The following is a 23,684-nucleotide window of genomic DNA, read 5'->3' on the forward strand; positions in this document are numbered from 1 at the left end:
TCCCTACGCGCCGGGCATCGTCGTGTCCGCACCGCGGTGCGGAGGCCGGATCCTCAGAACGGCAGCTCGGCCCCGCAGGCGTCGAAGCTGCCCATGATGTCGGTGCCGTGGGCGGCGAAGATCTGGTCGATGCCGGTGCCGTCGGACGCCTTGTCCGGGTGCGGGTTGTTCGAGGCGATCGTCCCGCCCTGGCCGTTCGCGCCCTTCACCAAGATGGTGAACGACGAGGGTGCGCCGGTCCCGGCGTACGCGTCGAGCACGCAGGAGGCGGTCACGTCGTCGAGGTGCGAGGTGAGCTCCTCGACGTGCACCGTGAGCCACGCCTGCGAGTTCGACGCGCCCGCGTTGCCCTGCTCCGAGCGGTTCGGGTTGAAGCACTCGTGGGCGTACGCGGCGGCGCCCGTGCCGAGCACCGCTGCGGCGGCCAGTGCAACGCCGGCGCCGATGTTGGTCATGGTCCTGGAGATCATGGTCTTCCTTCTCGATCGGGTTTCGCGAGGCCGGCGAAGGCCGGCCGTCTCTACCGTGGATCGAGCGCCTGATCAGGACATCCGTGCTGACCCCGAGCTCGGATGCGCCGTCTGGAGTGCTCGAGGACGCGCGAGGACGCCCGACGCGGGTCCGTCTCCGCGTCGGGCGTCCAAGTGGGATCTCAGCCGGAGACGACCGCAGCCTGGCGCGGGGCCACGTCGAGCTCGGCCTCGGCGAGGACCGATGCCCCGTCGAGGTCCACGGCCGCGACCCGGTTGGCGGCGGGCTCGGTGACGTACGCGACGCCGTCGTGCACGACCACGCCCGGGGTCGGCGTCCCGTGCCCCTCGGGGGCCGTCCACGCGTCGATCGCCGGGATCGACGTCGTGATCTCGCCGGCGTCGAAGTCGATCAGGTGGAGCGCACCGTCGAGGCCGAGCACGACGCCGCGGTCCTCGCCGTCGCGAGCGAGCGAGCTGTACGAGTAGCCGGTCGGCAGGGCGACGAGCCGGACGGTGCCGGACTCGACATCGATGAGCGCCACGGTGTCGCGGCCGTCCTCGCCCTCGCGCGAGTAGTCGGCGAACAGCACGGGCGACTCCGCGTCGCCCTTCGGCCCGCCGACGCGGCCGTCGGCGTCGGGGAGCGCGATGCGGTCGAAGGCGCCGTCGGCGTAGGTGGTCACGGCGCCGATGCAGCCGAACGCGACGGTCGCGCCGGCGGCGATCGTCTCGCCGTGGACGCCGGTGCAGTCGTCCGTCCGGGCGAGCTCCTCGCCGTCGGCGTCGAGCGCGACGACCGAGTCGTTCGCGGACTCGTCGCCGTCGGTCGTCAGCACGACGCCGTCCTCGAGCTGCAACGCGACGCCGTGGTGGGCCGCTCGGAGCTCGATGCGGCGGAGCTCGTCGGCCCCGTCGGCCAGGTCGCTCGTATCGACGAGCACGACCTCGCCCTCGCCGTCGCCGAACAGGGCGGTCACGCCGTCGTGCTCGACGACGTGGCTGGGCTTGGCGAGCTCGAAGCGCAGGTCAGTGAGGGCGGGCTCGGTCTCGTAGGAGTGGCCGTGGTCGCCGTGCGCGTCGGACCACACGCCCAGGTCGAGCACGCTCACGCCCTCGGGATCGGTGAGGAAGGCGTGGCGGCCGTCCTCGGCGGCGACGGCGCGCGGCGTGGCGTCCGTCGGGATGTCCGCGACGACGTCGAGCGTCGCGGCGTCGAGCACGACGACGCCGTCGTCGTGGGTGACGGCCAGGCGCGGCCGGGGCGCGTCGAGCTCGGCGACGTCGGAGGCGGCCTCGGTCTCCTCGGGTGCCGAGGCGGCGCCGCCGGGCGTGGCGCACCCGCTCAGGGCGAGTGCGGCTGCGGCGGTGAGCGCCAGGGCGCCCACGGTGGTGGTTCGGATCATGTGGGTGGCGCCGCGGTGGTGCCGCGGCATCCTCTCTGGTCGGTGGACACGGGTGACGTGCGCGCGCACCGGTCAGCGTAGCGTAATGAGAACCGTTCTCAATAATTCAGGGCGCGAGGATCGCGTGGCACCGCTCGAGCCGCGCCAGCCACCACGCCGTCCGCTCCTCATCGGCGGCGTGCCGTTCGAGCAGCGCCGGGTCCGGAACCACGCGCCGCACCTCGATCGCGCCCTCGCGGGGAAGGAGCGGCGCACGGGTCACGTCCGCGGCGAGCAGCGAGGCCGTGCCGAGCCCGCAGTCGAATTCGAGGTCGTCGACGGATGCCGCGAGGTGGGCGCCCATCGCGAGCCCGACGCTCGTGTCGAGGGCGCTCGACACCACGATCGGCAGCCCGGCACGCGCGACGACGTCGAGGGCGCGTCGGATGCCGCCGAGCGGAGCCGCCTTGACGACGAGCAGGTCGGCGGCGCCGGCCTCCGCGACGGCGAGCGGATCCTCGGAGCGGCGCACGCTCTCGTCGGCGGCGATCGGGATGCCCATGTACTTCGTGCGGCGGCGGATCTCGGCGAGCTCGCCGACCGACGGGCACGGCTGCTCCACGTACTCCAGGTCGAACGGCGCGAGCGCGTGGATGGCGTGCTCGGCCTCGTCGATGTTCCAGCCGCCGTTCGCATCGACCCGGATGCGACCCTCGGGGCCCATCGCGTCGCGCACCGCGCGGACGCGCGCGACATCCTGCGCCAGGGTCTGATCGGATGCCGCGACCTTCACCTTCGCCGTCCGGCAGCCCGGGAATCGCTCGAGCACGGACGGCACCGCGTCGGGATCGACCGACGGCACCGTCGCGTTCACGAGGACGCGATCGCGGTGCGCCGGCGGCGGCGCCTGCCATCCGAAGTCGACCGCGGCGGCGAGCCAGGTCGCCGCCTCCTCGTCGTCGTACTCGGCGAACGGCGCGAACTCCGTCCATCCCTCTGGGCCCTCGATCAGCACCGCCTCGCGCACGTCGATGCCGCGGAACCGGGTGACGAGCGGGAGCGCCACCACCCGCGCGGTACCGAGCAGGTCGGACAGGGGCGGCAGGGCGACGTCGCTCATGCCCCGAGTCTGCCACCGCGCTGCGTTTCTCGGGACGGCGCGCCGCCGGCGCCCGCCGGGCCCGGCGTGTCGTCCTGAGGAACCGCGCGATCCCGCCGCGGGCTCCTGAGAAGGGGACCGGCGACGTAGGCTGGAAGGCATGGCAGACGAGCGCACGGTCGCGGACCGTCCGGCGGACACGACGGACGGCATCGACGCGCTCGGCGTCGACGCCGTCGAGGTGCACGACTCCGCCGCGCGCAACGCCTGGATCGCCGTCGTGGGCATCGCCGTCGTCATCGCGGCGCTCGTGCCGCTCGTCTACGGCGCCGTCTGGGTCGGGTCGATCGTGTACGCCGCGGTGCTGTCGTTCCTCACCGGCGGTCCGGCGGAGGTCACCGGCACCGCGGTCTGAGCCCGCGCCTCGGCGCGTCCGTGCCCCCGGGCGCGGAAGTAGGCTGGTCGGCATGGCAGGCGAGGTGTCGGAACTGTTCGATCCGAGCGAGTGGGTGGATGCCGCGGCATCCGTCACCGGCGCTGGCGGGTTCACCGACATCACGTACCACCACTCGACGGACGGGCGCATCGCGCGCATCGCGTTCGACCGGCCCGAGGTGCGCAACGCGTTCCGCCCGCACTCGGTCGACGAGCTCTACCGCGCCCTCGAGGACGCGCGGACGAACCCCCGCATCGGCGTCGTGCTGCTCACCGGCAACGGCCCCAGCCCGAAGGACGGCGGCTGGGCGTTCTGCTCGGGCGGCGACCAGCGCATCCGCGGCCGCGACGGCTACAAGTACTCCGACAGCGAGACGGCGGTGGTCGAGGGCGCGACGCACGCCGCGGTCGGCCGCCTCCACATCCTCGAGGTGCAGCGGCTCATCCGCTTCATGCCGAAGGTCGTCATCGCCGTCGTGCCGGGGTGGGCGGCGGGCGGCGGACACTCGCTGCACGTGGTCTGCGACCTGACGATCGCGAGCCGCGAGCGCGGGCGGTTCAAGCAGACGGATGCCGATGTCGGCAGCTTCGACGCCGGCTACGGGTCGGCGTACATGGCCCGCCAGGTCGGGCAGAAGTTCGCGCGCGAGGTCTTCTTCCTCGCCGAGGAGTACTCGGCCGAGCGCGCCTACGAGATGGGCGCCGTGAACCGGGTCGTGCCCCACGCCGACCTCGAGCGCGAGGCGATCCGGATGGCGCGCACCATCCTCACGAAGTCGCCCACCGCCATCCGCATGCTGAAGTTCGCGTTCAACGCCGTCGACGACGGGCTCGTCGGCCAGCAGGTGTTCGCGGGCGAGGCCACGCGACTCGCGTACGGCACCGATGAGGCCGTCGAGGGCCGCGACGCGTTCCTCGAGAAGCGCGACCCCGACTGGGGCCCGTTCCCCTGGCACTACTGAGTCGACGGATGCCGCGATGAAGCCGCTGCTGCAGGTGCCGGTGACGGACGTCGCCGCGCTCCGCGCGCTGCTCGCCGAGGCGCTCGCCGGCGGCCCTGCCGTCTGGCCCGTGCCGGCCGCCGTGCCCGCCGGTGCCGCGCCCGCTGCCACGCCCGCGCCCACGCCGGTCGGTGAGGTGGCCGACGCCGTGGCCGTCGTCGTGGAGACCTCGGGCTCGACGGCGGCGCCCAAGCGCGTGCTGCTCTCGGCCGACGCGCTGCGGGCCAGCGCCGAGGCCTCCGCCGCGGTGCTCGGCGGACACGGCCGATGGCTGCTCGCGCTGCCGGGGCACTACATCGCGGGCGTGCAGGTGCTCGTGCGCGGCATCGTCGCCGGCACCCCGCCCGCGCCGATGCCCGCGGGCGAGCCGTTCACCGCCGAGGGTTTCGCGGCGGCGACGGCACGCCTCATGCGCCTGCGCGACGCCCTGCCGCGGTACACGTCGCTCGTGCCCGTGCAGCTCGCGCGCGTGGTCGAGGCCGCCGAGGCCGACCCGTCGGGCGACCTCGCCCGCGACCTCGGGCGGTACGGGGCGATCCTCGTCGGCGGCCAGCGCGTCGATCCGGCCCTGGTCGAGCGGGCCGCCGCCCTCGGCGCGCGGGTGGTGCGCACGTACGGCTCGAGCGAGACGGCGGGCGGCTGCGTGTACGACGGTCGCCCGCTGCCGGGGGTGCTCGCGCGCACCGTCGACGGCGAGCTCGAGCTCGGCGGACCGACGCTCGCCGACGGCTACCTCGACGACCCCGCCCGCACGGAGGAAGCGTTCGCGACGGATGCCGCGGGCCTCCGCTGGTACCGCACCGGCGACCTCGGCTCGATCGACGCCGAGGGCGTGCTCCGCGTGCGCGGACGCGCCGACGACGTGATCACGTCGGGCGGGGTCAAGGTCGTGCTCGGCGAGGTCGAGCGGGCCGTGCAGGGGGTGCCCGGCTTCGCGGACGCGGTCGCGGTCGCCGTGCCCGATCCCGTGTGGGGCGAGCGGGTCGCGATCGTCGTCGCGGCGACGGCCGAACCCGGCTCCGGCGCGCTCGCGGCACTGCGAACGGCGACGGATGCCGCGGGCCTGCCGCCCGCCGCACGCCCCGTGCTCGCGGTGCGCCCGCCCGCGGGCGAACTGCCGAGGCTCGCGTCGGGCAAGCCCGACCGGGTCGCGGCATCCGCCCTCGCCCGCGCCGCGGTCTCGAACGGGGGCGACGCGCCGAATACGATGTCGGGGTGGCACGCCCGAAACCCCAGCGCATGAACCCGTCCGCGAAGATCGCGGCGTCGAAGACCCCGTCGAAGGGCCGTCCCGCGGGGCGCTCCGGCAACCCGGCCAAGGCGGCGACCGCGCCCGCCGTGCAGCGCGGTCCGATCACCTGGCGCGACTGGGTCGCGGGTGCGCGCCTGCGCACCCTCCCGCTCGCGATCGCCCCCGTCGCGCTCGGCACCGGTGCGGGCGTGCTCATGCTCTCGTTCGTCGACGAGCCGTGGCATCCGTGGCGATTCGTACTCGCGCTCATCGTCGCCCTCGCCCTGCAGGTCGGCGTGAACTACGCCAACGACTACTCCGACGGCATCCGCGGCACCGACGAGCACCGCGTCGGCCCGTCGCGGCTGACCGGGTCGGGCCTCGTGCCGCCCAAGCGGGTGCTCGCGGTCGCGCTCGTCTTCTTCGGCATCGCGGCCGTCGCCGGGCTCGTGCTCGTGGTCCTCACGCAGCAGTGGTGGCTGCTCGCCGTCGGCGCGGCGGCGATCGTCGCGGCCTGGTTCTACACGGGCGGCAAGCGGCCGTACGGCTACGCCGGCCTCGGCGAGCTGTTCGTGTTCGTGTTCTTCGGCCTCGTCGCGACGGCGGGGTCGGCGTTCGTGCAGGCGCTCGACGTGAACCTCGAGGCGTGGACGGGCGGCGCCGGCGTCGGCCTCATCGCGTGCGCGGTGCTCATGGCCAACAACCTCCGCGACATCGACCAGGACCGCGCGGCGGGCAAGCGAACCCTGAGCGTGCTCGTCGGCCCGCTCGTGTCGCGGATCCTCTTCGCGGTCTTCCTGCTGCTGCCGTTCGGCCTGGTCGTGTTCTGGTCGTTCGTGTACCCGACGGCGACGCTCGTGCTCTTCGCGCTGCTCGCCGCGATCCCCGCCTGCGTCATCGTCGGGTGGGGCCGCACGCCGCGGGAGTTCATCTCGGCGCTGCAGCTCGCGAGCCTCACCGCCCTCGCCTACGGCGTCGGGCTGGGGCTCGTGTTCGCGCTGTAGCGGATGCCGCTACTCGGCCGCGCGGCGCTCGTCGTCGGCGGTCGATGCATCCACGGTCGACGCGTCCACCGCGGCGTCCTCGACCTCGTCGTCGTCGCGGGTGACCGGCGCCTCGCGGTGCCGCGCGGCGTACAGGTCGGTCGCGAGCTGCTCGCGCTGGCGGCGCAGGAAGATGAGCGACGCGCTGAAGCCGAAGAGGGCCGCGACGAGCACGGCGATCCACGGGGTGACCCCGGCGATGAGCAGCACGGCGAGCGGCGCCGCGAACAGCAGCACGCGGAGCAGCGTGTATCGGAGCCAGAGGGGGAGCGCGTTCACCCGATCAGTGTAGGAGCCTGATTCTGGGTGACCGCTCCCAGCCGACCGTGATGCTGCGCGCCTAGAATCAGGACATGGTCCGCTTCTGGGTGATCGCGATCGTGGCCGTGGTGGTCTTCACGATCTACGCCGTGGTGGACTGCGCCCTCTTCGATCGCTCCCGCATCCGCGGGCTGCCGCGCGGGTGGTGGATCGTCGTGATCCTCCTCGTGCCCGTCATCGGCGGCGCGCTCTGGTTCCTGGTCGGTCGCGGCCGGCCCCTGAAGTTCGGCCGCGGCGGCGGTCGCCGCAGCAACGCGCCCGACGACGACCCGGAGTTCCTGCGTCGCCTCCGCGAGGATGCGGCGCACGAGGAGCGCATCCGCAAGCTCGAGCAGGAGTTGGCCGAGCTCGACTCCGACGCCCCCGACACGCGCGAGCACCCCGACGACGCGCTCGGCACCGACGGTCGCCGACCCGACGGCAACGACAACCCCGGCGAGCCCGGCGGCTCGGGCCGGCCGAATGCGTGACGCGCCCGCCGTCGCCTCCGCGGCGACGGCATCGGCGCTCGCCCTGCTCTCCGAATTCGTCCGCCTCGGCGTGACCGACGTCGTCGTGGCACCCGGGTCGCGGTCGCAGGCGCTCGCGCTCGCCGCGGCCGAGCTCGAGCGGGTCGGCGCGCTGCGGTTGCACGTGCGCATCGACGAGCGCGGTGCCGGCTTCCTCGCCATCGGCCTGGCCGTCGAGACGGGGCGCCCGGCCGTGGTCGTCACGACCTCCGGCACGGCGGTGGCCAACCTGCACCCGGCGGTGCTCGAGGCGCACCACGCGGGCGTGCCGCTGATCCTCGCCACGGCCGACCGGCCCGCCGAGCTCCGCGGCATCCGCTCGAACCAGACCACCGTGCAGCCCGGCATGTTCGCGGGCGCGGTGCGACTCGAGCGCGACGTCGAGGCGCCCGAGGGGCGCGCGGGCGAAGCGGATGCCGCGGCCGCCCTCGCGCGCGAGGCGTACCGGGCCGCGATCGGCGTCGACGCCGACGGGGTGCTCGTGCCGGGCCCGGGCCCGGGTCCGGTGCACCTGAACCTCCAGCTGCGCGAGCCGCTGTCGACGCCGGTCGCGCTCGCGGCGGGCGAGGTGCCGATGGCGGATGCCGCGGCATCCGTCACCCGCACCGCCGACGCCGACCGCACCGGCCTGCACGTCGCCCGACTCGCGCAAGGCCCTCGCACCGTCGTCGTCGCGGGCGCCGGAGCCGGCCCGGAGGCCGAGGAGCTCGCTCGCGCCGGCGGGTGGCCGCTCCTCGCCGAGGTGACGAGCGGGGCGCATTTCGGACCGAACCTCGTCGTCGCGTACCGAGAGCTGCTGACGGAGCCGGGCTTCGGCGACGAGGTGGAGCGGGCGATCGTGTTCGGACATCCGACCCTCTCGCGCGAGGTGCCCGCGCTCGTGCAGCGACGCGACGTCGAGGCGATCGCCGTGGCGCCGTGGGGCATCGAGTGGTTCAACCCCGGGCACGCGGTCGACCGGTTCGAGCGAGCCGTCGCGGTCGAACCGCACGAGCCGACCGTCGAGGAGCGCGCGTGGACCGGCCGGTGGGTGCGGGCGAGCCGCATGCTGCTCGACGCGGCGGACGGGAGACCCGAGACCGACGGTGCCGACGGCGAGCCCATCCGGAGCGGCGTCGACGAGACCGGGCACGTCTCCGACTTCGCCGCCCAGCGCCGCTACCTGCGCGACCAGCTCGCGCGGATCCGGCAGCCCGTCGACCGGCGCATGCTCGTCGAGTCGCTGTGGGCCGCCACCTGGCCGCACGACCGGCTCGTCTTCGGTGCCTCCCGACTGATCCGCGACGCCGACCGCGTCGTGCCCGGCCGCCGCATCCTCGCGCACGCCAACCGCGGGCTCGCGGGCATCGACGGCACCGTCGCCACGACCCTCGGCATTGCCGTCGCGAGCCAGGCCGGCGAACACGCGCACGGTACGACCCGCGCCCTCATCGGCGACCTCACCCTGCTCCACGACGTCGGCTCGCTCCTGCTGGGCGAGGGCGAACCCCGCCCGCGCGTGCTCGTGATCGTCGGGAACGACGGCGGCGGCACCATCTTCGACGCGCTCGAAGTGGCGGCATCCGCCCCGGCCGAGGCGTTCGACCGGGTGCAGTACACGCCCCAGCGGGTCGACCTCGCGCAGCTCGCAGGGGCCTACGGCTGGGAGTACCGGCGGGCGACGACGCGCGGCGAACTCGACGAGGCGCTCGGCACCGCCGTCACCGGACCGACGCTGCTCGAGGTGCCGCTCGAGCGCTGACCCTTGCCGCGGCATCCGTCACGCCCCGATGATGGGGGAGCGGCGCCGCTGCCGCGACGAGAGGGGATCGGCGTGGGGCTGGAGACGTACTGGAACGAGGATCCGTCCGACCAGCTGCGGGTGCGGCAGGGGTTCCGCCTCGACGAGGTCGACCCGCGCAGCACGCCGGGCTACGACGGCGACAAGCACGCGGCCGAGGCGTCGCTCGCCCAGGGTGCGGAGATCCTCGCCGGGCTCCAGGAGCAGCTGTTCGCGGGCAGCCGCATGGGCGGCGATCCCCGCCGCATCCTGCTCGTGCTGCAGGCCATGGACACCGCCGGCAAGGGCGGCATCGTGCGGCACGTGATGGGCGCCGTCGACCCGCAGGGCGTGCAGTTCGCGGCGTTCAAGAAGCCCACCGAGGAGGAACTCGCGCACGACTTCCTCTGGCGCATCGAGAAGGAGCTGCCCGGCCCGGGAATCATCGGCGTGTTCGACCGATCGCACTACGAGGACGTGCTTATCGCCCGGGTGCGCGAACTCGCCCCGCCCGAGGAGATCGAGCGGCGGTACGACGCCATCAACGCGTTCGAGGCCGAACTCGCCGGTTCGGGCGTCACGATCATCAAGGTCATGCTGCACATCTCGATGGAGGAGCAGAAGCAGCGCCTGATGGAGCGGCTCGAGCGCCCCGACAAGCACTGGAAGTTCAACCCCGGCGACATCGACGAGCGCCTGCTCGCGCCCATGTACCGCGAGGCCTACCAGCTCGTGTTCGACCGCACGACGACGCCGCACGCGCCCTGGTACGTGGTGCCCGCCGACCGCAAGTGGTACGCGCGGCTCGCGGTGCAGCACCTGCTCATCGACGCGCTCGAGGCGATGAACCTCGACTGGCCCGTCGCCGACTTCGACGTGGAGGAGCAGAAGGCGCGGCTCGAGGCGAGTTGAGGTCTCGGTACGGGCGCTTCGCGTCCTACTCGACCACCGGGTCTCGGTAGGGGCGCTTCGCGTCCTCCTCGACCACCGGGCTCCGCTACGGGATGGGCGGGGAGGGCGGGGGCGCCCCGAACGCCTCGACGATCGGGCGGAACTTCATGTCGGTCTCGGCGAGCTCGTCGGCGGGCACCGAGTCGTGCACGATGCCGCAACCGGCATATGCCCGGACCGTGCCGTCCGGCGAGACCTGCGCGCAGCGCAGCGCGATCGCCCACTCGCCGTCGCCGTCGGCGTCGATCCACCCCACCGGGCCGGCGTAGCGACCGCGGTCGAAGCCCTCGAGCTCGGCGATCGCCGCGAGCGCGACCTCCCGCGGCGTGCCGGCGACCGCGGCCGTCGGATGCACCGCCTGCACGAGGTCGAGCGAGCTCGAGCCGTCGCCCAGGGTGCCCTTGAGATCGGTGGCGAGGTGCCACAGGTTCGGCAGCTGGAGCGTGAACGGCTCGGGGCTGGCGTCGAGACGCGCGGTGTGCGGCGCGAGCGTGGCGACCGCGCTCTCGACGGCCAGGGCGTGCTCGGCGAGATCCTTGTGCGACGCCGCCAGGCGGGCCGCCTGCTCGCGGTCGGATGCGGCGTCGCGACCTCGTGACGCGGTGCCCGCGAGCACGCGCGCCGAGACCGTGCCGTGGTCGACGCGAACGAGCGTCTCCGGGCTCGCGCCGATCAGGCCGTCGACCGCGAAGACCCACGTGTCGGGGTAGTCGTCGGCGAGCTTCGCGAGCGCGGCACGCAGCCCGGCGTCCTCGTGCAGCTCGCCGACGAGTTCGCGTGCGAGCACGACCTTCTCGAAGTCGCCGCCGTCGATGCGGGCGACCGCGTCGTCGACGGCCGTGGTATATGCCTCCGGCGGCATCGCGCCGGGCGTGAACCGCACCCGTGGCACGTCGCGCTTCGGCGCGGGTTCGGGCAGTTCGACCGGGGCGGGGTCGACCGACGCGGAGTCGAGCCGCTCGATCCGCGTCACCCAGGCGCGACCGTCGCGCCGGCCGAGCACGATCTCCGGCACGACGAGCACGCTCGTCGCCGCGGAACGATCGGCGAACGCGATGGCGCCGAACGCCACGAGTCCGGACCCCGGCAGGCCGACGCGATCGTCGAGGTCGGCCTGCTCGACGAGCCGCCGCCACTCGCGGGCGGCGTCGGCGATGCGTTCGGGACCTCGGGTCTCGATGCGCAGCAGTTCGCCGAGCCCGATGATGCCCTCGCCGCGGCGCATCCAGAGCAGCGGATGCCGCGGGTCGAGCCGCGGCACGAGCGGCGCGGTCTCGTCGACCGCGATCGTGCGGACGCGCAGTCGCGCGGGGGCGGTGGTGTGGGCGTCGGCCGGCGCCGCGGCATCCGTTCGCGTCACCGGACCAGCCTACGCCGCGGGCGCGGGCCGCTACGCGGGGACGACGTCGACGCCGCGCCAGAACGCGACGTGGTCGCGGATCTCGGCCGCGGCCGCGGAGGGCTCGGGGTAGTACCAGGCGGCGTTCGGGTTGCGCTGGCCGTCGACCTCGACGTGGAAGTACTTCGCGGTGCCCTTCCAGTGGCAGACGCTGCGGTTGTCGCTGTCGGCGAAGAACTCGGGGCGGATCGCCTCGCGGGGGAAGTAGTGGTTGCCCTCGACGACGACCGTGTCGTCGGATTCCGCGATGACCGTGCCGTTCCAGATCGCCTTCATGCCGTTCCTCCTGTGTCCTGCGGCGGCAGGTGCCCCGCCTCCGTCACGTGATTCCAACGCGGATCGCGCGGTGGTCCATCCCATTGCATGGAATCTCACAGGGTTCCGACAGGGGATGCCCGGTTTCGGGCGGGAAACGGCGGGCGCGCGGCTCCCCGGCGGCGCTCAGCGCCGAAACGTAGACTCGCAGCATGGCGCGCGCTGACCTCGGCAAGGACCCCCGTGACGTCTCGGCGATGTTCGACCGGGTCGCGGCGCGGTACGACCGCACGAACACCGTGCTCTCGGTGGGCAACGCGTCGCTGTGGCGCGTCGCCACGACCAAGGCGGTCGCGCCCAAGCCGGGGGAGCGGATCCTCGACGTCGCCGCCGGCACGGGCACCTCGAGTGCGAGCCTCGCCAAGTCGGGCGCGAGCGTCGTCGCCGCCGACTTCTCGCCCGGAATGATCGAAGTCGGCCGACGCCGGCAGGCGCACGTGCCGAACCTCGTCTTCGTCGAGGCGGATGCCATGGACCTGCCGTTCGACGACGCGTCGTTCGACGCGGTCACGATCTCGTTCGGCCTGCGCAACGTCAAGGAGCCGAAGGTCGCGCTCGCCGAGTTCCTGCGCGTGACCAAGCCCGGCGGACGCCTCGTCGTGTGCGAGTTCTCGCACCCGCCCGTCGGCATCGTGCGCGCCGGCTACGACTTCTACCAGCGCGTGATCATGCCGCCCCTGGTGAAGCTGTCGAGCTCGAACGACGACGCCTACGAGTACCTGAACGAGTCGATCAACGCCTGGCCCGACCAGCCCACCCTCGCAGCGTGGATCCGCGAGGCCGGGTGGGCGGATGTCGCCTGGCGCAACCTCACCGCCGGCATCGTCGCGCTGCACCGCGGGCGCAAGCCCGAGGGCACGGCCGCCGAGTAGGACGCGCAGCGCCCGTACCGCGACCGCCACGATGGAGCGTGGGCCGGTTCGCGTTCGACAAGCTCGCAGCATCCGCTCGGCTCGCTCTCGGTAGGCTTGGCGACGTGAATCCGAGCCATCCGGTCGTCCGCCGCGGGTCGAAGCTCGCGGCCAACCTCGGCCTCAGCGAGCGCGTGTTCGCGTCCTCGGCCGACCGGGCGATGGCGAACGCCATCGACGACGGGCTCGACCGGGTCGAGGCCGGCCTCGTCGACGAGGTGCGCTTCGCCGACTCGCTCGCGGACGTCTCGGGGCGCTACCTGCTCGAGGCCGGCGGCAAGCGCGTGCGTCCCATGCTCACGCTGCTCACGTCGCAGCTCGGCAGTGGTGTCGTCGACGACGTGGTCACCGCCGCCATGGCCATCGAGATCACGCACCTCGGCTCGCTGTACCACGACGACGTCATGGACGAGTCCGATCGTCGCCGCGGCGTGCCGACGGCGCAGAACGTGTGGGGCAACTCGGTCGCGATCCTCACCGGCGACCTGCTCTTCGCGCGCGCCAGCCAGCTCATGGCGAAGCTCGGGGAGCGCGCCATCCGCATGCAGGCCGACACGTTCGAGCGGCTCGTGCTGGGGCAGCTCAACGAGACCGTGGGGCCCGACCCCGACGAGGACCCCATCGAGCACTACATCCAGGTGCTGGCCGACAAGACCGGATCGCTCATCGCGGCCGCCGCGCAGTCGGGCATCGTCTTCTCCGACGCCGACCCGGCGCTCGAGGCACCCATCGTCGACTTCGGCGAGAAGATCGGTGTGGCCTTCCAGCTCATCGACGACGTCATCGACCTGTCGCCGCAGCCCGAGGAGACCGGCAAGGTCCCGGGCACCGACCTGCGGGCGGGCGTCGTGACCCTGCCGCTGCTGCGCCTCGAAGACCTGGCGAAGACGGATGCCGCCTCGGCCGACCTGCTCGAGCGCATCCGCCGCGACGTCCTGCCGCCCGACGGCACCGGCGTCGACGACCCCATGGACACGAACACCGGCGCCTCGCGGATCGTGCCGTCGCGCGCGACGATCGACGCCCTCGTCGACGAGCTGCGCGAGCACGAGGCCACGCGCGCCACGCTCGCCGAAGCCCACCGGTGGGCACGCGAGGCGGTCGCGGCGCTCGCGCCCGTTCCGGAGGGCAGCGTCAAGAAGGCGCTGACGCGTTTCGCCGACACCATCGTCGAGCGATCGAGCTGATCACAGGAGGACCGTGCAGGTGACGAGGAACAAGCTGCGCCTGGCCATCATCGGCGCCGGACCGGCGGGGATCTACGCCGCCGACATCCTGCTCAAGGCCGAGCGGAACTTCGACGTCTCCATCGACCTCTTCGACCACCTGCCCGCCCCGTACGGGCTCGTGCGGTACGGCGTCGCGCCCGACCACCCGCGCATCAAGGGCATCATCACCGCCCTTCGCGAGGTCCTCGACCGCGGCGACATCCGCATCTTCGGCAACGTGCGGTACGGCACCGACCTGACCCTCGACGACCTGAAGCAGCACTACAACGCGGTCATCTTCGCCACGGGCGCCGTGCGCGACGCGTCGCTGAACATCCCGGGCGTCGAGCTCGAGGGCTCGTTCGGCGCGGCTGACTTCGTCAGCTGGTACGACGGCCACCCCGACTACCCGCGCGAGTGGCCGCTCGAGGCGCAGTCGGTCGGCGTGATCGGCAACGGCAACGTCGCGCTCGACGTGGCGCGCATGCTCGCGAAGCATCCCGAGGACCTGCGGCCGACCGAGGTCCCCGCGAACGTCTACGAGGGGTTGAAGGCGTCGCCCGTCACCGACGTGCACGTCTTCGGCCGCCGCGGCCCGACGTCGGTGAAGTTCACGCCGCTCGAGCTGCGCGAGCTCGGCGAGCTGCGCGACGTCGACATGATCGTCTACGACGAGGACTTCGACTACGACGACGCCGCGCGCGCCGCGGTCGCCGGCAACAAGCAGGTCTTCGTCATCGACAAGGTGCTGCAGCAGTGGCGCAAGCGCGAGACCGGCCAGGCGTCGCGGCGCCTGCACCTGCACTTCTTCGCGAAGCCGCTCGAGATCGTCGACGACGGCACCGGCCGGGTCGGCGCCATCCGGTACGAGCGCACCGCACCCGACGGCGAGGGCGGCGTGGTCGGCACGGGGGAGATCCGCGAGATCCCGATCCAGGCGCTGTACCGCGCGGTCGGCTACTTCGGCTCGCCGCTGCCCGGCATCCCGTTCGACAAGAAGTTCGGCGTCATCCCCAACCACGAGGGCCAGGTCCTGATCCGCGACAAGGAGACCGGCCAGTCGCGCCAGATGTACGGCGTGTACGCGACCGGCTGGATCAAGCGCGGCCCGGTCGGGCTCATCGGGCACACGAAGTCCGACGCGATGGAGACCATCAAGCACCTCATCAACGACCTCGGCAACTGGTGGCGGCCGTCGTCGCCGTCGGAGGAGTCGATCGTCGAACTGCTCGACTCGCGCGGCATCCGCTGGACCGACCTCGACGGATGGCACCGGCTCGACGAGCACGAGCAGGCCCTCGGCTCCGCCGAGGAGCGCGTGCGCATCAAGGTGGTGCCGCGCGACGAGATGGTCTCGATCTCGCGCGGCGAGGTCTGACCCGCCGGTGGTCGAGTAGGGCGCGGAGCGCCCGTACCGAGACCCGCCGCCCCCACCCGAACCCTGTCAACCCCGCAGCATCCGTCGCCCATCGTGCCTAACGTGACCGGATGGACGCTTCGACGGACGATGCAGGCCAGGGCGGCGGCGCCGACGCGACCGTCGCCGACGCGATCGTGGCGCGGCTCGGCGAGTGGGGCGTCGACCGCATCCTCGGCTACAGCGGCGACGGGATCAACGGGGTGCTGCTCGCGCTGCGCCGGTCTCCGGACGCGCCCGAGTTCGTGCAGGCCAGGCACGAGGAGAACGCCGCCTTCATGGCGGTGGCGCACGCGAAGTACACCGGCCGGGTGGGCGTTGTCGCGGCGACGCAGGGGCCGGGCGCCATCCACCTGCTGAACGGCCTGTACGACGCGAAGCTCGACGGCGCGCCCGTCGTCGCGATCGTCGGCCAGCAGGTCAGCACCGTGCTCGGCACCGAGTACCAGCAGGAGGTGGACCTGCTGCGCCTGTTCGCGGATGTCGCCGCGCAGTACGCGACGATGGTCGTCTCGGCCGAGCAGGTGCCGGCGGCGATCGACCAGGCCGTGCGCACGGCGCTCGCGACGCGGTCGCCGACGGTCGTCATCGTGCCGCACGACGTGCAGGACGAGCCCTCGGCCGAGCCGTCGGGCGAGCACGGGCACGTCACCTCGGCGGTCGGCTACCGCCCGCCGCGCGTGCTGCCCGACGCCGTAGCGGTGGAGCGTGCCGCGGGGGTGCTCGCCGCGGCCGAGCGCCCGGTCATGCTGCTGGGCCAGGGTGCGCGGCACGGCGTGGACGACGCGATCGCGCTCGCGGAACGCCTCGGCGCCGCCGTCGTGACGAGCCTGCTCGGCAAGCCGCTCGTCGACGAGTCGTTGCCGTTCGCTGCCGGAACGATGGGCCATCTCGGCACGACCGCGAGTGCGCGGGTCATGGCCGAGTGCGACACGCTGCTGATCGTCGGCTCGAGCGACCCGTGGACGGAGTTCTATCCCGAGCCGGGGCAGGCTCGCGCGGTGCAGATCGACATCGACGGCCGGGCGGTCGGCCGGCGCTATCCGGTCGAGATCGGCATCGTCGGCGACGCGAAGGAGACCCTGCGGCAGCTCGCCGTGCGCCTGCCGCAGGTGCGCACCGACGGATGGCGGGAGCGGGTCGTGGAGCACGTGCGCGAGTGGCGGCGCATCGCGGACGAGCGGGCCGACACATCCGGTGACGCGATCAACCCGGAGTTCGCCGTGCGCGCCCTCAACGGGCACCTGCCCGACGATGCGATGGTCGCGCTCGACGTCGGCAGCGTCGTCTACTGGTACGCGCGGCAGCTGCGGCTGCCGCAGAACGCCGACGCGCACCTGTGCAGCACGCTCGCGAGCATGGGATGCGGCGTGCCGTACGGGCTCGCGGCGAAGCTCGCCTTCCCCGGCCGGGCGGCCGTGGTGCTCGCCGGCGACGGTGGCATGCAGATGACGGGGATCGCGGAGCTCATCACCGTCGCCGACCGATGGCGGTCATGGGAGGACCCCACGTTCGTCGTGCTCGTGCTCGACAACGGCGACCTCGCGGAGGTGTCATGGGAGCAGCGCGAGGTCGAGGGCGAGGTGCGGTTCGCGGTGACGCAGGAGCTGCCGGCCTTCCCGTACGCGCGGTACGCCGAGCTGCTCGGCCTGCACGGTGAGGTCGTCGACTCGCGGGACGACGTCGACGGTGCGTGGGAGCGTGCGTTCGCGGCCGGTCGGCCCGCGGTGATCCAGCTCGTGAGCGATCGCGACACCCCGCTGCTGCCGCCGCTGCCCCAGGGGCGGGATGCCCGCGAGACGATGGCGGGTGCGCTCAGGGCCGAGGGCGGGGCGCCCCTCGCGCGGTTCGAGGAGTACGTGCGGATCGAGGGGAAGTACCCGGCGGGCGCCTAGACCCGCCCTCGGTGGTCGAGTAGGACGCGCAGCACCCTCGGTGGTCGAGTAGGACGCGCAGCGCCCCCGGTGGTCGAGTAGGACGCGCAGCGGCCCCGGTGGTCGAGTAGGACGCGCAGCGCCCGTACCGAGACCCCGCCCGCAGACCCGCTACGCTGCACCTCATGCCCGTCGCCGCCGTCCCGGTCCTGACGGTGCTGCTGGCCACGTTGCTCGGCGCGGCGATCGGCTGGGGGCCGCTGGTCGGCTGGGCCGATCGTTCGATCCATCGGCCGTTGGCCGAGCGGATGCCGCTGCGCCGGCTGCGCGTGTGGTCCGCGGTCGCGACCGCCGTGGCGTTCGGGCTCCTCGCCTGGCGGTTCGGCCTTCACCCGGTGCTGCCGGCGCTGCTCGCGCTCGCGGCGGCGGGCGTGGTGCTCTCGATCGTCGACCTCACCGAGCACCGGCTGCCGAACGCGGTGATGCTGCCCACCCTGATCGCGCTCGCCGTGCTCCTGGTGGTCGCCTCGGCCGTCTCGGGCGAGTGGATGTCGCTGCTCTGGGCGCTCGCCGGATGCGCGGGCATGTTCGCCCTCTACCTGGTGCTCGCCCTCATCTCGCCGTCGGCGATGGGCATGGGCGACGTGAAGTTCGCCGCACCCCTGGGGCTCGTGCTCGGCTGGTTCGGTTGGACGGTGTGGTTCGCGGGGGTCTCCGCCGGCTTCGTGATCGGCGGTATCGTCTCGCTCATCGCCCTCGCGACGAGGCGCGTGACGCTGCGCGGGTCCATTCCGTTCGGGCCATCGATGCTCGCCGGAGCCATAGTGGCCCTGCTCGTCTTCGGCGCCTGAAGCGCCCTTTCGGACCCTGTCCTCCGAAACCGGCCGAAGAGGTTAGCAGCGCAACGGTAACGGCGCGGACACAATCGGCCTACGGAATCACCCCCAAACAAGGGGTGACCCGAAATGGGGCATATGCGCACGCATACGAGCGCGGATAGCGTTCGGTTCGCCGCTTCCCCATGGCGGCCCCTGTATTTACCGACCCGAAGGGTGACCGCAATGCTCAAGCTCTACACGCAGGCTCAGGCCCGCATCAATTCGATCCGGAACGAAGAAGACGGCGCAACTGCCACCGAGTACGCGCTGATCATCGGCGTGGCCTCTATCGCGATCGTCGCAACCCTTGCGCTGCTGGCGCCCGCCATCGAGGGCTTCATCAACACCACCGTCATCCCCGCCCTCAACGGAGGTGCTGCGGGCGGCGGCGACGCCGGCTGATCTGCAGCAGCAGTGGCCGCAGTGTCCCGGCCGGGCCGCAAATGCCCGGCCGGGACAGCCGACGTTACGGGAGCAGCATGAAGTCGTTCCACAAAGCCGATGACGGTGCGGCGGCGGTCGAGTTCGCACTCGTCACGCCGCTCCTGCTGCTGATTATTCTGGCGATCGCCGACCTGGGGTGGGTGTTCAACCAGCAGCTCACGCTTACGGCAGCGGCGCGGGAGGGGGCGCGTATCATGGCGGTCCACCACGACGATCCCGGTGCATCGGGACGCGCAGAGGCACGGGTCAATGAGCTCGTGAATTCCGAGGTCACCGTGAGTTTCACCGCGACCTGCAGTCCGGCGATCCTCGATGACGTGGCGACGGTCACGGTTTCGGCTCCGCTCGACGATCTGACGGGCTGGCTCTCGTCAATCGCAAGCAGCACCAGCCTTACGGGAGTCGGGAGTATGAGATGCGGCGGATGACCGCGCGGGAGGACGACCGCGGCGCGATCGCGGTCTGGGTGGCGCTGGCCATCGTTCCTCTTCTCATGTTCCTCGCGCTGGTAGCGGACTACGGCCTCGCGGCGTGGGAACGAGGTCAACTCCAGAATGGCGCTGATGCCGCAGCGCTCGCCGTCGCGCAGAACTGTGGGTCCGATCCAGCCGGCTGTTTCGGCGAAGCCAGCGGCATCGCCACCACCATGGCCGGCGGGAACGCTAATGACACCCAAGCTAATGCGGCGATCTCGGATTTCGTCATCGATGGCAACAGCGGCCAGGTCCGAGTCACCGCCACCACTCTCAACGGCGCCAGCACCACTATCCGCCTGCCTTTCGCATCGCTCTTCCGGCCGAGTGACGCGACCATGACCGCGACCGCCAAGGCTGAGTGGGGTGTTCCGGTCTATGGCTCCACCATCCCGCTTGCGATGGCGGAATGCGAACTCACCAACCGGCTTGCATCATTGGACGCGACGACGCCGCAGCGAATACTCATCCGCAACGACACGAACGCGTCGTGCCCCGGCGGCGGTCCCGGTGGATTCGGCTGGCTGGCGGACGACAACTGCTTGGTCGAGGTGGGCGACGATTCGGTTGTCCTCGGGACAGTCGGCAACAACGAGAACGGCACCGGTTGCCCCGCGGACTTCGCCGTGGGGTTGCTCGGCAAGACGATCCTTGTGCCGCTCTACGACAGCTCGGTCGGAACGGGTAACTCAGCCTCGGACCCAGTTCGCTATACGATCTCGCGCTTCGCGGCCTTCTACATCACAGGCGTCAAGCCTCGTGGTGGCTCGAGCGCCGTGTACCTCGGGGGTAGCCCGCTCACTCCGGTGTTTACCGGTAACTCACGCGGACTACAGGGCTATTTCGTTCGCTACGTCGAACTGGGCGAGGAATTCGAGCTCGGCAATGGGAACAGTACCGGACTCATGGTCGTCCGAATGACCGAATGAACCACCGCCATCGGCGCTCTACCGCTGTAAGGAAGCACAAGCCATGAAGACCCGAATCATCGGCGCGATCGTCGCCCTATTGCTTGCCGTCGTCGGCGCGTTCGTGCTCGTCAACTACGTTCAAGCTGCCGATGCGCGGGCGGCGGCCGGGGCGGAGCTCAGCGACGTATACATCGTCGAAGAGGAGATTCCGCAGGGCACGCCAGGCGAGGAGGTCGGCGAGTTCGTGACCGTCGACCAAGTGCCGGCGCGAAATCTCAACGAGGATCGCGTGACAGATTTGGCCGATCTCCAAGGGTTGGTTGCCCTCGACGATGTCCTGCCGGGGGAGCAGTTGCTGAACTCGCGGTTCTCGGACCCCGCTGTGCTGAACGCGACCGGCGAAATTCCTGTCCCCGAGGGCCTGCAGGAGGTCACGATTGCGCTTCCCGTAGAGCGCGTCGTGGGGGGACAGGTGTCACCCGGCTCAACCGTAGGTGTTGTCTACTCGACCAATACCAACACGATCTCCCCAAACAGCAACGTCGCGGTCACCAAGTTCATGTTTCATCGCATGCTTGTTACGCGCGTGACGCCCGGCACGACGGTCGCTTCGGACGGATCCTCGACCAACGAGACCTCTGCCGGAACCATCATGGTCACCTTCGCCGCGACAACTCCGCAGGTGGAGCGCTTGGTCTACGGAGCGGAACAACAAGCCGACGGGAATGGCGGGCTCTGGTTGACGCTCGAACCTGAGACTGCCGACCCGTCCGGATCCTCGCCGCGATTCGGGCAGAACATCTACGTGGACTGAGCATGACTCCCTTTCTGCTCATCAGCCGCTCGATCGAATACGAGTCGAAGCTCCGGGATCTGCTCGGCGCCAGACTTAGCGTGGTGACGGGTGAACTCCTCACCCTGGGGCCGGAATCCGTACTCAAGCAGGTGACGAGCGAGCCGCGGGTCGCGCTGCTCGGCCCAGTGCTCAGCTTCGAGGAGACGCGGGAGCTCGCACGCGGACTGACGGAGCGCAACCCTGGCATCGGACTGATCGTGGTTCGCGAGCAGCGTGCGGACCTCGAGGACTGGGTAGATGCACTTCCCATTCACGCTGTGCTCAGTCCCCTGGCGAGCGAGGAAGTAACGGTCGAACTGCTGAATCGGCTGACTGACTGGCTCGTGGGCACCGGCCGCGCCAGCCCCGACGACTTCAACGCAGTCGAACTCGAACAGGCACCCGAGGTACGGAACCCTGTCACCCAGACCGCGGAAGAACCGGTGGGGGGGACAGGAAACCAACTCTCAAGCGACGCGGTCGACAACGCGCCGACTGAGGCCGGGTGGCTTTTTCCGCCGCTCGAGCCGGGTGAACGCAGCGAAGCGATCGCGGTCGTTGCGCCGAAGGGCGGTCAGGGCAAGTCGACGCTTTCTATCAATCTGGCTGTGGGGCTGGCGGAGTTGGCGCCGAATTCCGTGGTTCTTGTCGACGGCGACCTGCAGTTCGGCGATGTGAGCGTCGCGCTCGCCCTGGAGGCGACGCATTCCATCGTGGACGCGGTGGCTCCGGAAGCGGCCGACGAGCTTGTCCTCAAGACGACTTTCACGCACCATCCGGCCGGGTTCTTCGTCGTGGCAAGCGCACCGTCGCCTGAGCTCGGCGACGCCGTCCAGCCGCGAGAACTGGGGCAGCTCATCACTCGTCTTCGCGGCATCTTCCGGTACGTCGTCGTCGATTCCACTCCTGGTCTAGGCGAACACACGCTTCACGTGCTTGAGCACGTCACGGACGCGGTGTTCGTTTCGAATATGGCCGTCTCGAGCCTCCGGGCCCTTCGCGCGGAGCTGACCATGCTCACGACGCTCGGGTTGATGCCGGCTAATCGCCACGTGGTCCTGAACTTCAGTGACCGAATGGCCGGGCTCACGACGAAGGACGCCGCAGCGATCATCGGCGCGCCGATCGACCTGGAGATCCCCCGCTCACCGGCAGTTGTGCTCGCGAGCAATCGAGGTCGACCGCTGATACATGACGAGCCGCGCGACCCCGCCTCGAGGGCACTGCGCGGGCTCATTGCCCGAATCGCGCGCGAGGAGCAACCCAAACGGAAGCGCGGCCTACGGAAGGGGCGGATCCTTGAGCCTCAATGATCGACTGAGGGCGGTTCGTACGCCGCGTAACGGCGACGGGGAGACGCAGGACTCGGCGCAGGCCCAGCAGAGTCCTGCTGCGCTCACGCCTCCGCAGGAGACGGCTTCGCCCGGTCCGGCGCGCTCAGAGGGCCTCCCGGACGCCGTGCTCATGGTGGCGCCGCCGCACCCGTCGTCGAACGCGGCCTACGACGCGCTGGCACCCGTGAAGGAGAAGGCCGCCGAGGAACTCTTCGGACGAATTGGCAACAGGCTGAACGATCCGAGTCTGACCGAGCAGCAACTGCACGAGATCGCACGGTCAGAGCTGGCGGAAATCGTCGCAGGCGAGCAATTGGCACTGTCGACCTCCGAGCGAAATCGCCTCATCGATGAGATCGGGGCGGACGTGCTTGGCCTGGGACCGCTCGAAGGGCTTCTCGCGGACGACTCCGTAACCGAGATCATGGTCAACCGACATGACCAGATCTACGTCGAGCGCCACGGCCGTCTGTACGAGTCTGCCCTTCGCTTCACCGGTGAGCCCCAGCTCCGTCGGGTCATCGAGCGGATCGTCGCGCGGGTTGGTCGGCGCATCGACGAGGCCTCGCCGCTAGTCGACGCGCGCCTCGAAGACGGTTCGCGTGTCAACGCGATTATCCCGCCGCTCGCCGTCAACGGCGCGTCGCTCACCGTCCGGAAGTTCGCCGCGACGCCCTTCACCTACGAGGATCTCGTCACCTTCGGAACAATGACCCGCGAGGCAGCGACCGTTCTGGATGCCGCCGTACGCGCGAAGCTCAACATCATCGTGTCCGGTGGAACGGGGACCGGAAAAACCACCCTTCTCAACGTGCTTTCGGCGTTCATTCCGGGCGATGAGCGGATCATCACGATTGAGGACGCTGTCGAATTGCAGCTACAGCAGAACCACGTGGTTCGCTTGGAGTCGCGCCCGCCGAACATCGAAGGTCGGGGCGAGATCACCATCCGCGATCTCGTCCGAAACTCCCTGCGCATGCGCCCTGACCGCATCGTCGTCGGAGAGGTACGCGGCGCGGAAAGTCTTGACATGCTCCAGGCCATGAACACGGGCCACGAAGGTTCGATCTCGACGATCCACGCCAACTCGCCCCGGGACGCGGTCTCTCGCATGGAAACACTTGTCCTGATGGCCGGCATGGACCTCCCGCTCAGGGCTATCCGCGAGCAGATTGCGTCTGCCGTCGATCTCATCGTCCAGATTCAGCGTCACAAGGACGGCGTTCGCCGGATCACGCATATCACCGAGGTGCACGGGATGGAGGGTGACATTATCACGTTGCAGGATGCGTTCGCCTTCGATCACAGCCGAGGATTCGAGCCGGATGGCCGTCTGCGAGGCCGACTCGAACCGACAGGGGTGAGGCCTCGGTTCGCTGAACGGATCGCAGACCACGGCATCCAACTGCCGATCTCAATGTTCCAGGTGCCGCGCCGGGAGATGCTCGGAGAGATCCTGTGAGTCCGGTCGTCCTCATTCT

General features: G+C 71.2%; 24 protein-coding genes. 18 read left to right on the forward strand and 6 right to left on the reverse strand.

Features of this window, described 5'->3' with window-relative positions:
- Window positions 1-53: 53 nt before the first annotated feature.
- The 3 genes from RH861_RS02970 to RH861_RS02980 all read right to left on the reverse strand — a co-directional run bounded on the left by RH861_RS02970 (window position 54) and on the right by RH861_RS02980 (window position 2,975).
- Entirely contained in the window at window positions 54-470 is a 417-nt protein-coding gene (locus RH861_RS02970; protein ID WP_310519680.1) for a hypothetical protein, read from the reverse strand.
- A 182-nt stretch (window positions 471-652) separates the two neighbouring features.
- A complete protein-coding gene (locus RH861_RS02975) occupies window positions 653-1,876 on the reverse strand; it encodes a hypothetical protein (protein ID WP_310519681.1) in 1,224 nt (407 codons plus the stop codon).
- 106 nt (window positions 1,877-1,982) lie between these two features.
- Window positions 1,983-2,975: an o-succinylbenzoate synthase gene (locus RH861_RS02980; protein WP_310519682.1), complete on the reverse strand. Its 993-nt coding sequence runs from the start codon at window positions 2,973-2,975 to the stop codon at window positions 1,983-1,985.
- Between the two features lie 139 nt (window positions 2,976-3,114).
- Here RH861_RS02980 and RH861_RS02985 point away from each other — a divergent pair, with 139 nt between their 5' ends.
- Genes RH861_RS02985 through RH861_RS03000 form a run of 4 tightly spaced genes read left to right on the forward strand, consistent with a single transcriptional unit; the run spans window position 3,115 to window position 6,625 of the window.
- Complete coding sequence (locus RH861_RS02985) at window positions 3,115-3,369, forward strand: hypothetical protein (protein ID WP_067948299.1); 255 nt, start codon at window positions 3,115-3,117, stop codon at window positions 3,367-3,369.
- A 52-nt stretch (window positions 3,370-3,421) separates the two neighbouring features.
- Entirely contained in the window at window positions 3,422-4,351 is a 930-nt protein-coding gene (locus RH861_RS02990) for a 1,4-dihydroxy-2-naphthoyl-CoA synthase (protein ID WP_310519683.1), read from the forward strand.
- A 16-nt stretch (window positions 4,352-4,367) separates the two neighbouring features.
- Window positions 4,368-5,633: an AMP-binding protein gene (locus RH861_RS02995; protein WP_310519684.1), complete on the forward strand. Its 1,266-nt coding sequence runs from the start codon at window positions 4,368-4,370 to the stop codon at window positions 5,631-5,633.
- Window positions 5,630-6,625, forward strand: coding sequence for a 1,4-dihydroxy-2-naphthoate polyprenyltransferase (locus tag RH861_RS03000; protein WP_310520273.1), 996 nt, complete (start codon window positions 5,630-5,632; stop codon window positions 6,623-6,625). Before RH861_RS02995 ends, RH861_RS03000 begins: the two co-directional genes overlap by 4 nt.
- Before the next feature lie 9 nt (window positions 6,626-6,634).
- On the opposite strand, the gene RH861_RS03005 is transcribed toward RH861_RS03000, so the two are convergent.
- On the reverse strand, window positions 6,635-6,943 hold the full coding sequence (locus RH861_RS03005; protein ID WP_231878651.1) for a DUF4229 domain-containing protein: 309 nt from the start codon (window positions 6,941-6,943) through the stop codon (window positions 6,635-6,637).
- A gap of 74 nt (window positions 6,944-7,017) precedes the next feature.
- Between RH861_RS03005 and RH861_RS03010 the strand changes: the two genes are divergently transcribed.
- The 3 genes from RH861_RS03010 to RH861_RS03020 all read left to right on the forward strand — a co-directional run bounded on the left by RH861_RS03010 (window position 7,018) and on the right by RH861_RS03020 (window position 10,165).
- Window positions 7,018-7,455, forward strand: coding sequence for a PLD nuclease N-terminal domain-containing protein (locus RH861_RS03010; RefSeq protein WP_248598046.1), 438 nt, complete (start codon window positions 7,018-7,020; stop codon window positions 7,453-7,455).
- A complete protein-coding gene (gene menD, locus RH861_RS03015; protein ID WP_310519685.1) occupies window positions 7,448-9,235 on the forward strand; it encodes a 2-succinyl-5-enolpyruvyl-6-hydroxy-3-cyclohexene-1-carboxylic-acid synthase in 1,788 nt (595 codons plus the stop codon). Before RH861_RS03010 ends, menD begins: the two co-directional genes overlap by 8 nt.
- 72 nt (window positions 9,236-9,307) lie before the next feature.
- Entirely contained in the window at window positions 9,308-10,165 is an 858-nt protein-coding gene (locus RH861_RS03020; protein WP_310519686.1) for a polyphosphate kinase 2 family protein, read from the forward strand.
- A gap of 85 nt (window positions 10,166-10,250) precedes the next feature.
- On the opposite strand, the gene RH861_RS03025 is transcribed toward RH861_RS03020, so the two are convergent.
- Window positions 10,251-11,564, reverse strand: a complete 1,314-nt coding sequence (locus RH861_RS03025; RefSeq protein ID WP_310519687.1) for an isochorismate synthase — start codon at window positions 11,562-11,564, stop codon at window positions 10,251-10,253.
- Window positions 11,565-11,594: 30 nt separating this feature from the next.
- Window positions 11,595-11,879: a DUF427 domain-containing protein gene (locus tag RH861_RS03030; RefSeq protein ID WP_310519688.1), complete on the reverse strand. Its 285-nt coding sequence runs from the start codon at window positions 11,877-11,879 to the stop codon at window positions 11,595-11,597.
- A 191-nt stretch (window positions 11,880-12,070) separates the two neighbouring features.
- Here RH861_RS03030 and RH861_RS03035 point away from each other — a divergent pair, with 191 nt between their 5' ends.
- From RH861_RS03035 to RH861_RS03085, 11 genes are all read left to right on the forward strand, one after another.
- A complete protein-coding gene (locus RH861_RS03035) occupies window positions 12,071-12,790 on the forward strand; it encodes a demethylmenaquinone methyltransferase (protein ID WP_310519689.1) in 720 nt (239 codons plus the stop codon).
- 104 nt (window positions 12,791-12,894) lie between these two features.
- A complete protein-coding gene (locus RH861_RS03040) occupies window positions 12,895-14,016 on the forward strand; it encodes a polyprenyl synthetase family protein (protein WP_310519690.1) in 1,122 nt (373 codons plus the stop codon).
- A gap of 19 nt (window positions 14,017-14,035) precedes the next feature.
- Window positions 14,036-15,415 (forward strand): FAD-dependent oxidoreductase, encoded by a 1,380-nt coding sequence (locus tag RH861_RS03045; protein ID WP_310520274.1) that lies wholly within the window; start codon window positions 14,036-14,038, stop codon window positions 15,413-15,415.
- 110 nt (window positions 15,416-15,525) lie between these two features.
- Complete coding sequence (locus tag RH861_RS03050; RefSeq protein ID WP_310519691.1) at window positions 15,526-17,349, forward strand: thiamine pyrophosphate-requiring protein; 1,824 nt, start codon at window positions 15,526-15,528, stop codon at window positions 17,347-17,349.
- A gap of 164 nt (window positions 17,350-17,513) precedes the next feature.
- Window positions 17,514-18,179 (forward strand): prepilin peptidase, encoded by a 666-nt coding sequence (locus RH861_RS03055; RefSeq protein WP_310519692.1) that lies wholly within the window; start codon window positions 17,514-17,516, stop codon window positions 18,177-18,179.
- A 210-nt stretch (window positions 18,180-18,389) separates the two neighbouring features.
- The gene (locus RH861_RS03060; protein WP_310519693.1) at window positions 18,390-18,608 is read left to right on the forward strand and encodes a Flp family type IVb pilin; all 219 of its coding nucleotides are present in this window, start codon (window positions 18,390-18,392) and stop codon (window positions 18,606-18,608) included.
- Window positions 18,609-18,685: 77 nt separating this feature from the next.
- Entirely contained in the window at window positions 18,686-19,078 is a 393-nt protein-coding gene (locus RH861_RS03065) for a TadE/TadG family type IV pilus assembly protein (protein ID WP_310519694.1), read from the forward strand.
- The gene (locus RH861_RS03070) at window positions 19,075-20,052 is read left to right on the forward strand and encodes a pilus assembly protein TadG-related protein (protein WP_310519695.1); all 978 of its coding nucleotides are present in this window, start codon (window positions 19,075-19,077) and stop codon (window positions 20,050-20,052) included. Before RH861_RS03065 ends, RH861_RS03070 begins: the two co-directional genes overlap by 4 nt.
- Window positions 20,053-20,095: 43 nt before the next feature.
- Complete coding sequence (gene cpaB / locus RH861_RS03075) at window positions 20,096-20,848, forward strand: Flp pilus assembly protein CpaB (protein ID WP_310519696.1); 753 nt, start codon at window positions 20,096-20,098, stop codon at window positions 20,846-20,848.
- A 2-nt stretch (window positions 20,849-20,850) separates the two neighbouring features.
- Window positions 20,851-22,182 carry a CpaE/TadZ family protein gene (locus RH861_RS03080; protein WP_310519697.1) on the forward strand — a complete coding sequence of 444 codons (1,332 nt, stop codon included), beginning with the start codon at window positions 20,851-20,853 and terminating at the stop codon, window positions 22,180-22,182.
- A complete protein-coding gene (locus RH861_RS03085; protein WP_310519698.1) occupies window positions 22,169-23,665 on the forward strand; it encodes a TadA family conjugal transfer-associated ATPase in 1,497 nt (498 codons plus the stop codon). The genes RH861_RS03080 and RH861_RS03085 overlap by 14 nt, the downstream gene beginning before the upstream one ends.
- The last annotated feature ends 19 nt before the right edge of the window (window positions 23,666-23,684 follow it).

This window comes from Agromyces indicus (assembly GCF_031432295.1).
GTDB classification, from domain to species: domain Bacteria; phylum Actinomycetota; class Actinomycetes; order Actinomycetales; family Microbacteriaceae; genus Agromyces; species Agromyces indicus.

Bases quoted from the DNA above. Each gene is read 5' to 3' on its own strand.
- RH861_RS02970 (WP_310519680.1), bottom strand. From the start codon at position 470: ATGATCTCCAGGACCATGACCAACATCGGCGCCGGCGTTGCACTGGCC.
- RH861_RS02975 (WP_310519681.1), bottom strand. From the start codon at position 1,876: ATGATCCGAACCACCACCGTGGGCGCCCTGGCGCTCACCGCCGCAGCC.
- RH861_RS02980 (WP_310519682.1), bottom strand. From the start codon at position 2,975: ATGAGCGACGTCGCCCTGCCGCCCCTGTCCGACCTGCTCGGTACCGCG.
- RH861_RS02985 (WP_067948299.1), top strand. From the start codon at position 3,115: ATGGCAGACGAGCGCACGGTCGCGGACCGTCCGGCGGACACGACGGAC.
- RH861_RS02990 (WP_310519683.1), top strand. From the start codon at position 3,422: ATGGCAGGCGAGGTGTCGGAACTGTTCGATCCGAGCGAGTGGGTGGAT.
- RH861_RS02995 (WP_310519684.1), top strand. From the start codon at position 4,368: ATGAAGCCGCTGCTGCAGGTGCCGGTGACGGACGTCGCCGCGCTCCGC.
- RH861_RS03000 (WP_310520273.1), top strand. From the start codon at position 5,630: ATGAACCCGTCCGCGAAGATCGCGGCGTCGAAGACCCCGTCGAAGGGC.
- RH861_RS03010 (WP_248598046.1), top strand. From the start codon at position 7,018: ATGGTCCGCTTCTGGGTGATCGCGATCGTGGCCGTGGTGGTCTTCACG.
- menD (WP_310519685.1), top strand. From the start codon at position 7,448: ATGCGTGACGCGCCCGCCGTCGCCTCCGCGGCGACGGCATCGGCGCTC.
- RH861_RS03030 (WP_310519688.1), bottom strand. From the start codon at position 11,879: ATGAAGGCGATCTGGAACGGCACGGTCATCGCGGAATCCGACGACACG.
- RH861_RS03035 (WP_310519689.1), top strand. From the start codon at position 12,071: ATGGCGCGCGCTGACCTCGGCAAGGACCCCCGTGACGTCTCGGCGATG.
- RH861_RS03050 (WP_310519691.1), top strand. From the start codon at position 15,526: ATGGACGCTTCGACGGACGATGCAGGCCAGGGCGGCGGCGCCGACGCG.
- RH861_RS03055 (WP_310519692.1), top strand. From the start codon at position 17,514: ATGCCCGTCGCCGCCGTCCCGGTCCTGACGGTGCTGCTGGCCACGTTG.
- RH861_RS03060 (WP_310519693.1), top strand. From the start codon at position 18,390: ATGCTCAAGCTCTACACGCAGGCTCAGGCCCGCATCAATTCGATCCGG.
- RH861_RS03065 (WP_310519694.1), top strand. From the start codon at position 18,686: ATGAAGTCGTTCCACAAAGCCGATGACGGTGCGGCGGCGGTCGAGTTC.
- RH861_RS03070 (WP_310519695.1), top strand. From the start codon at position 19,075: ATGACCGCGCGGGAGGACGACCGCGGCGCGATCGCGGTCTGGGTGGCG.
- cpaB (WP_310519696.1), top strand. From the start codon at position 20,096: ATGAAGACCCGAATCATCGGCGCGATCGTCGCCCTATTGCTTGCCGTC.
- RH861_RS03080 (WP_310519697.1), top strand. From the start codon at position 20,851: ATGACTCCCTTTCTGCTCATCAGCCGCTCGATCGAATACGAGTCGAAG.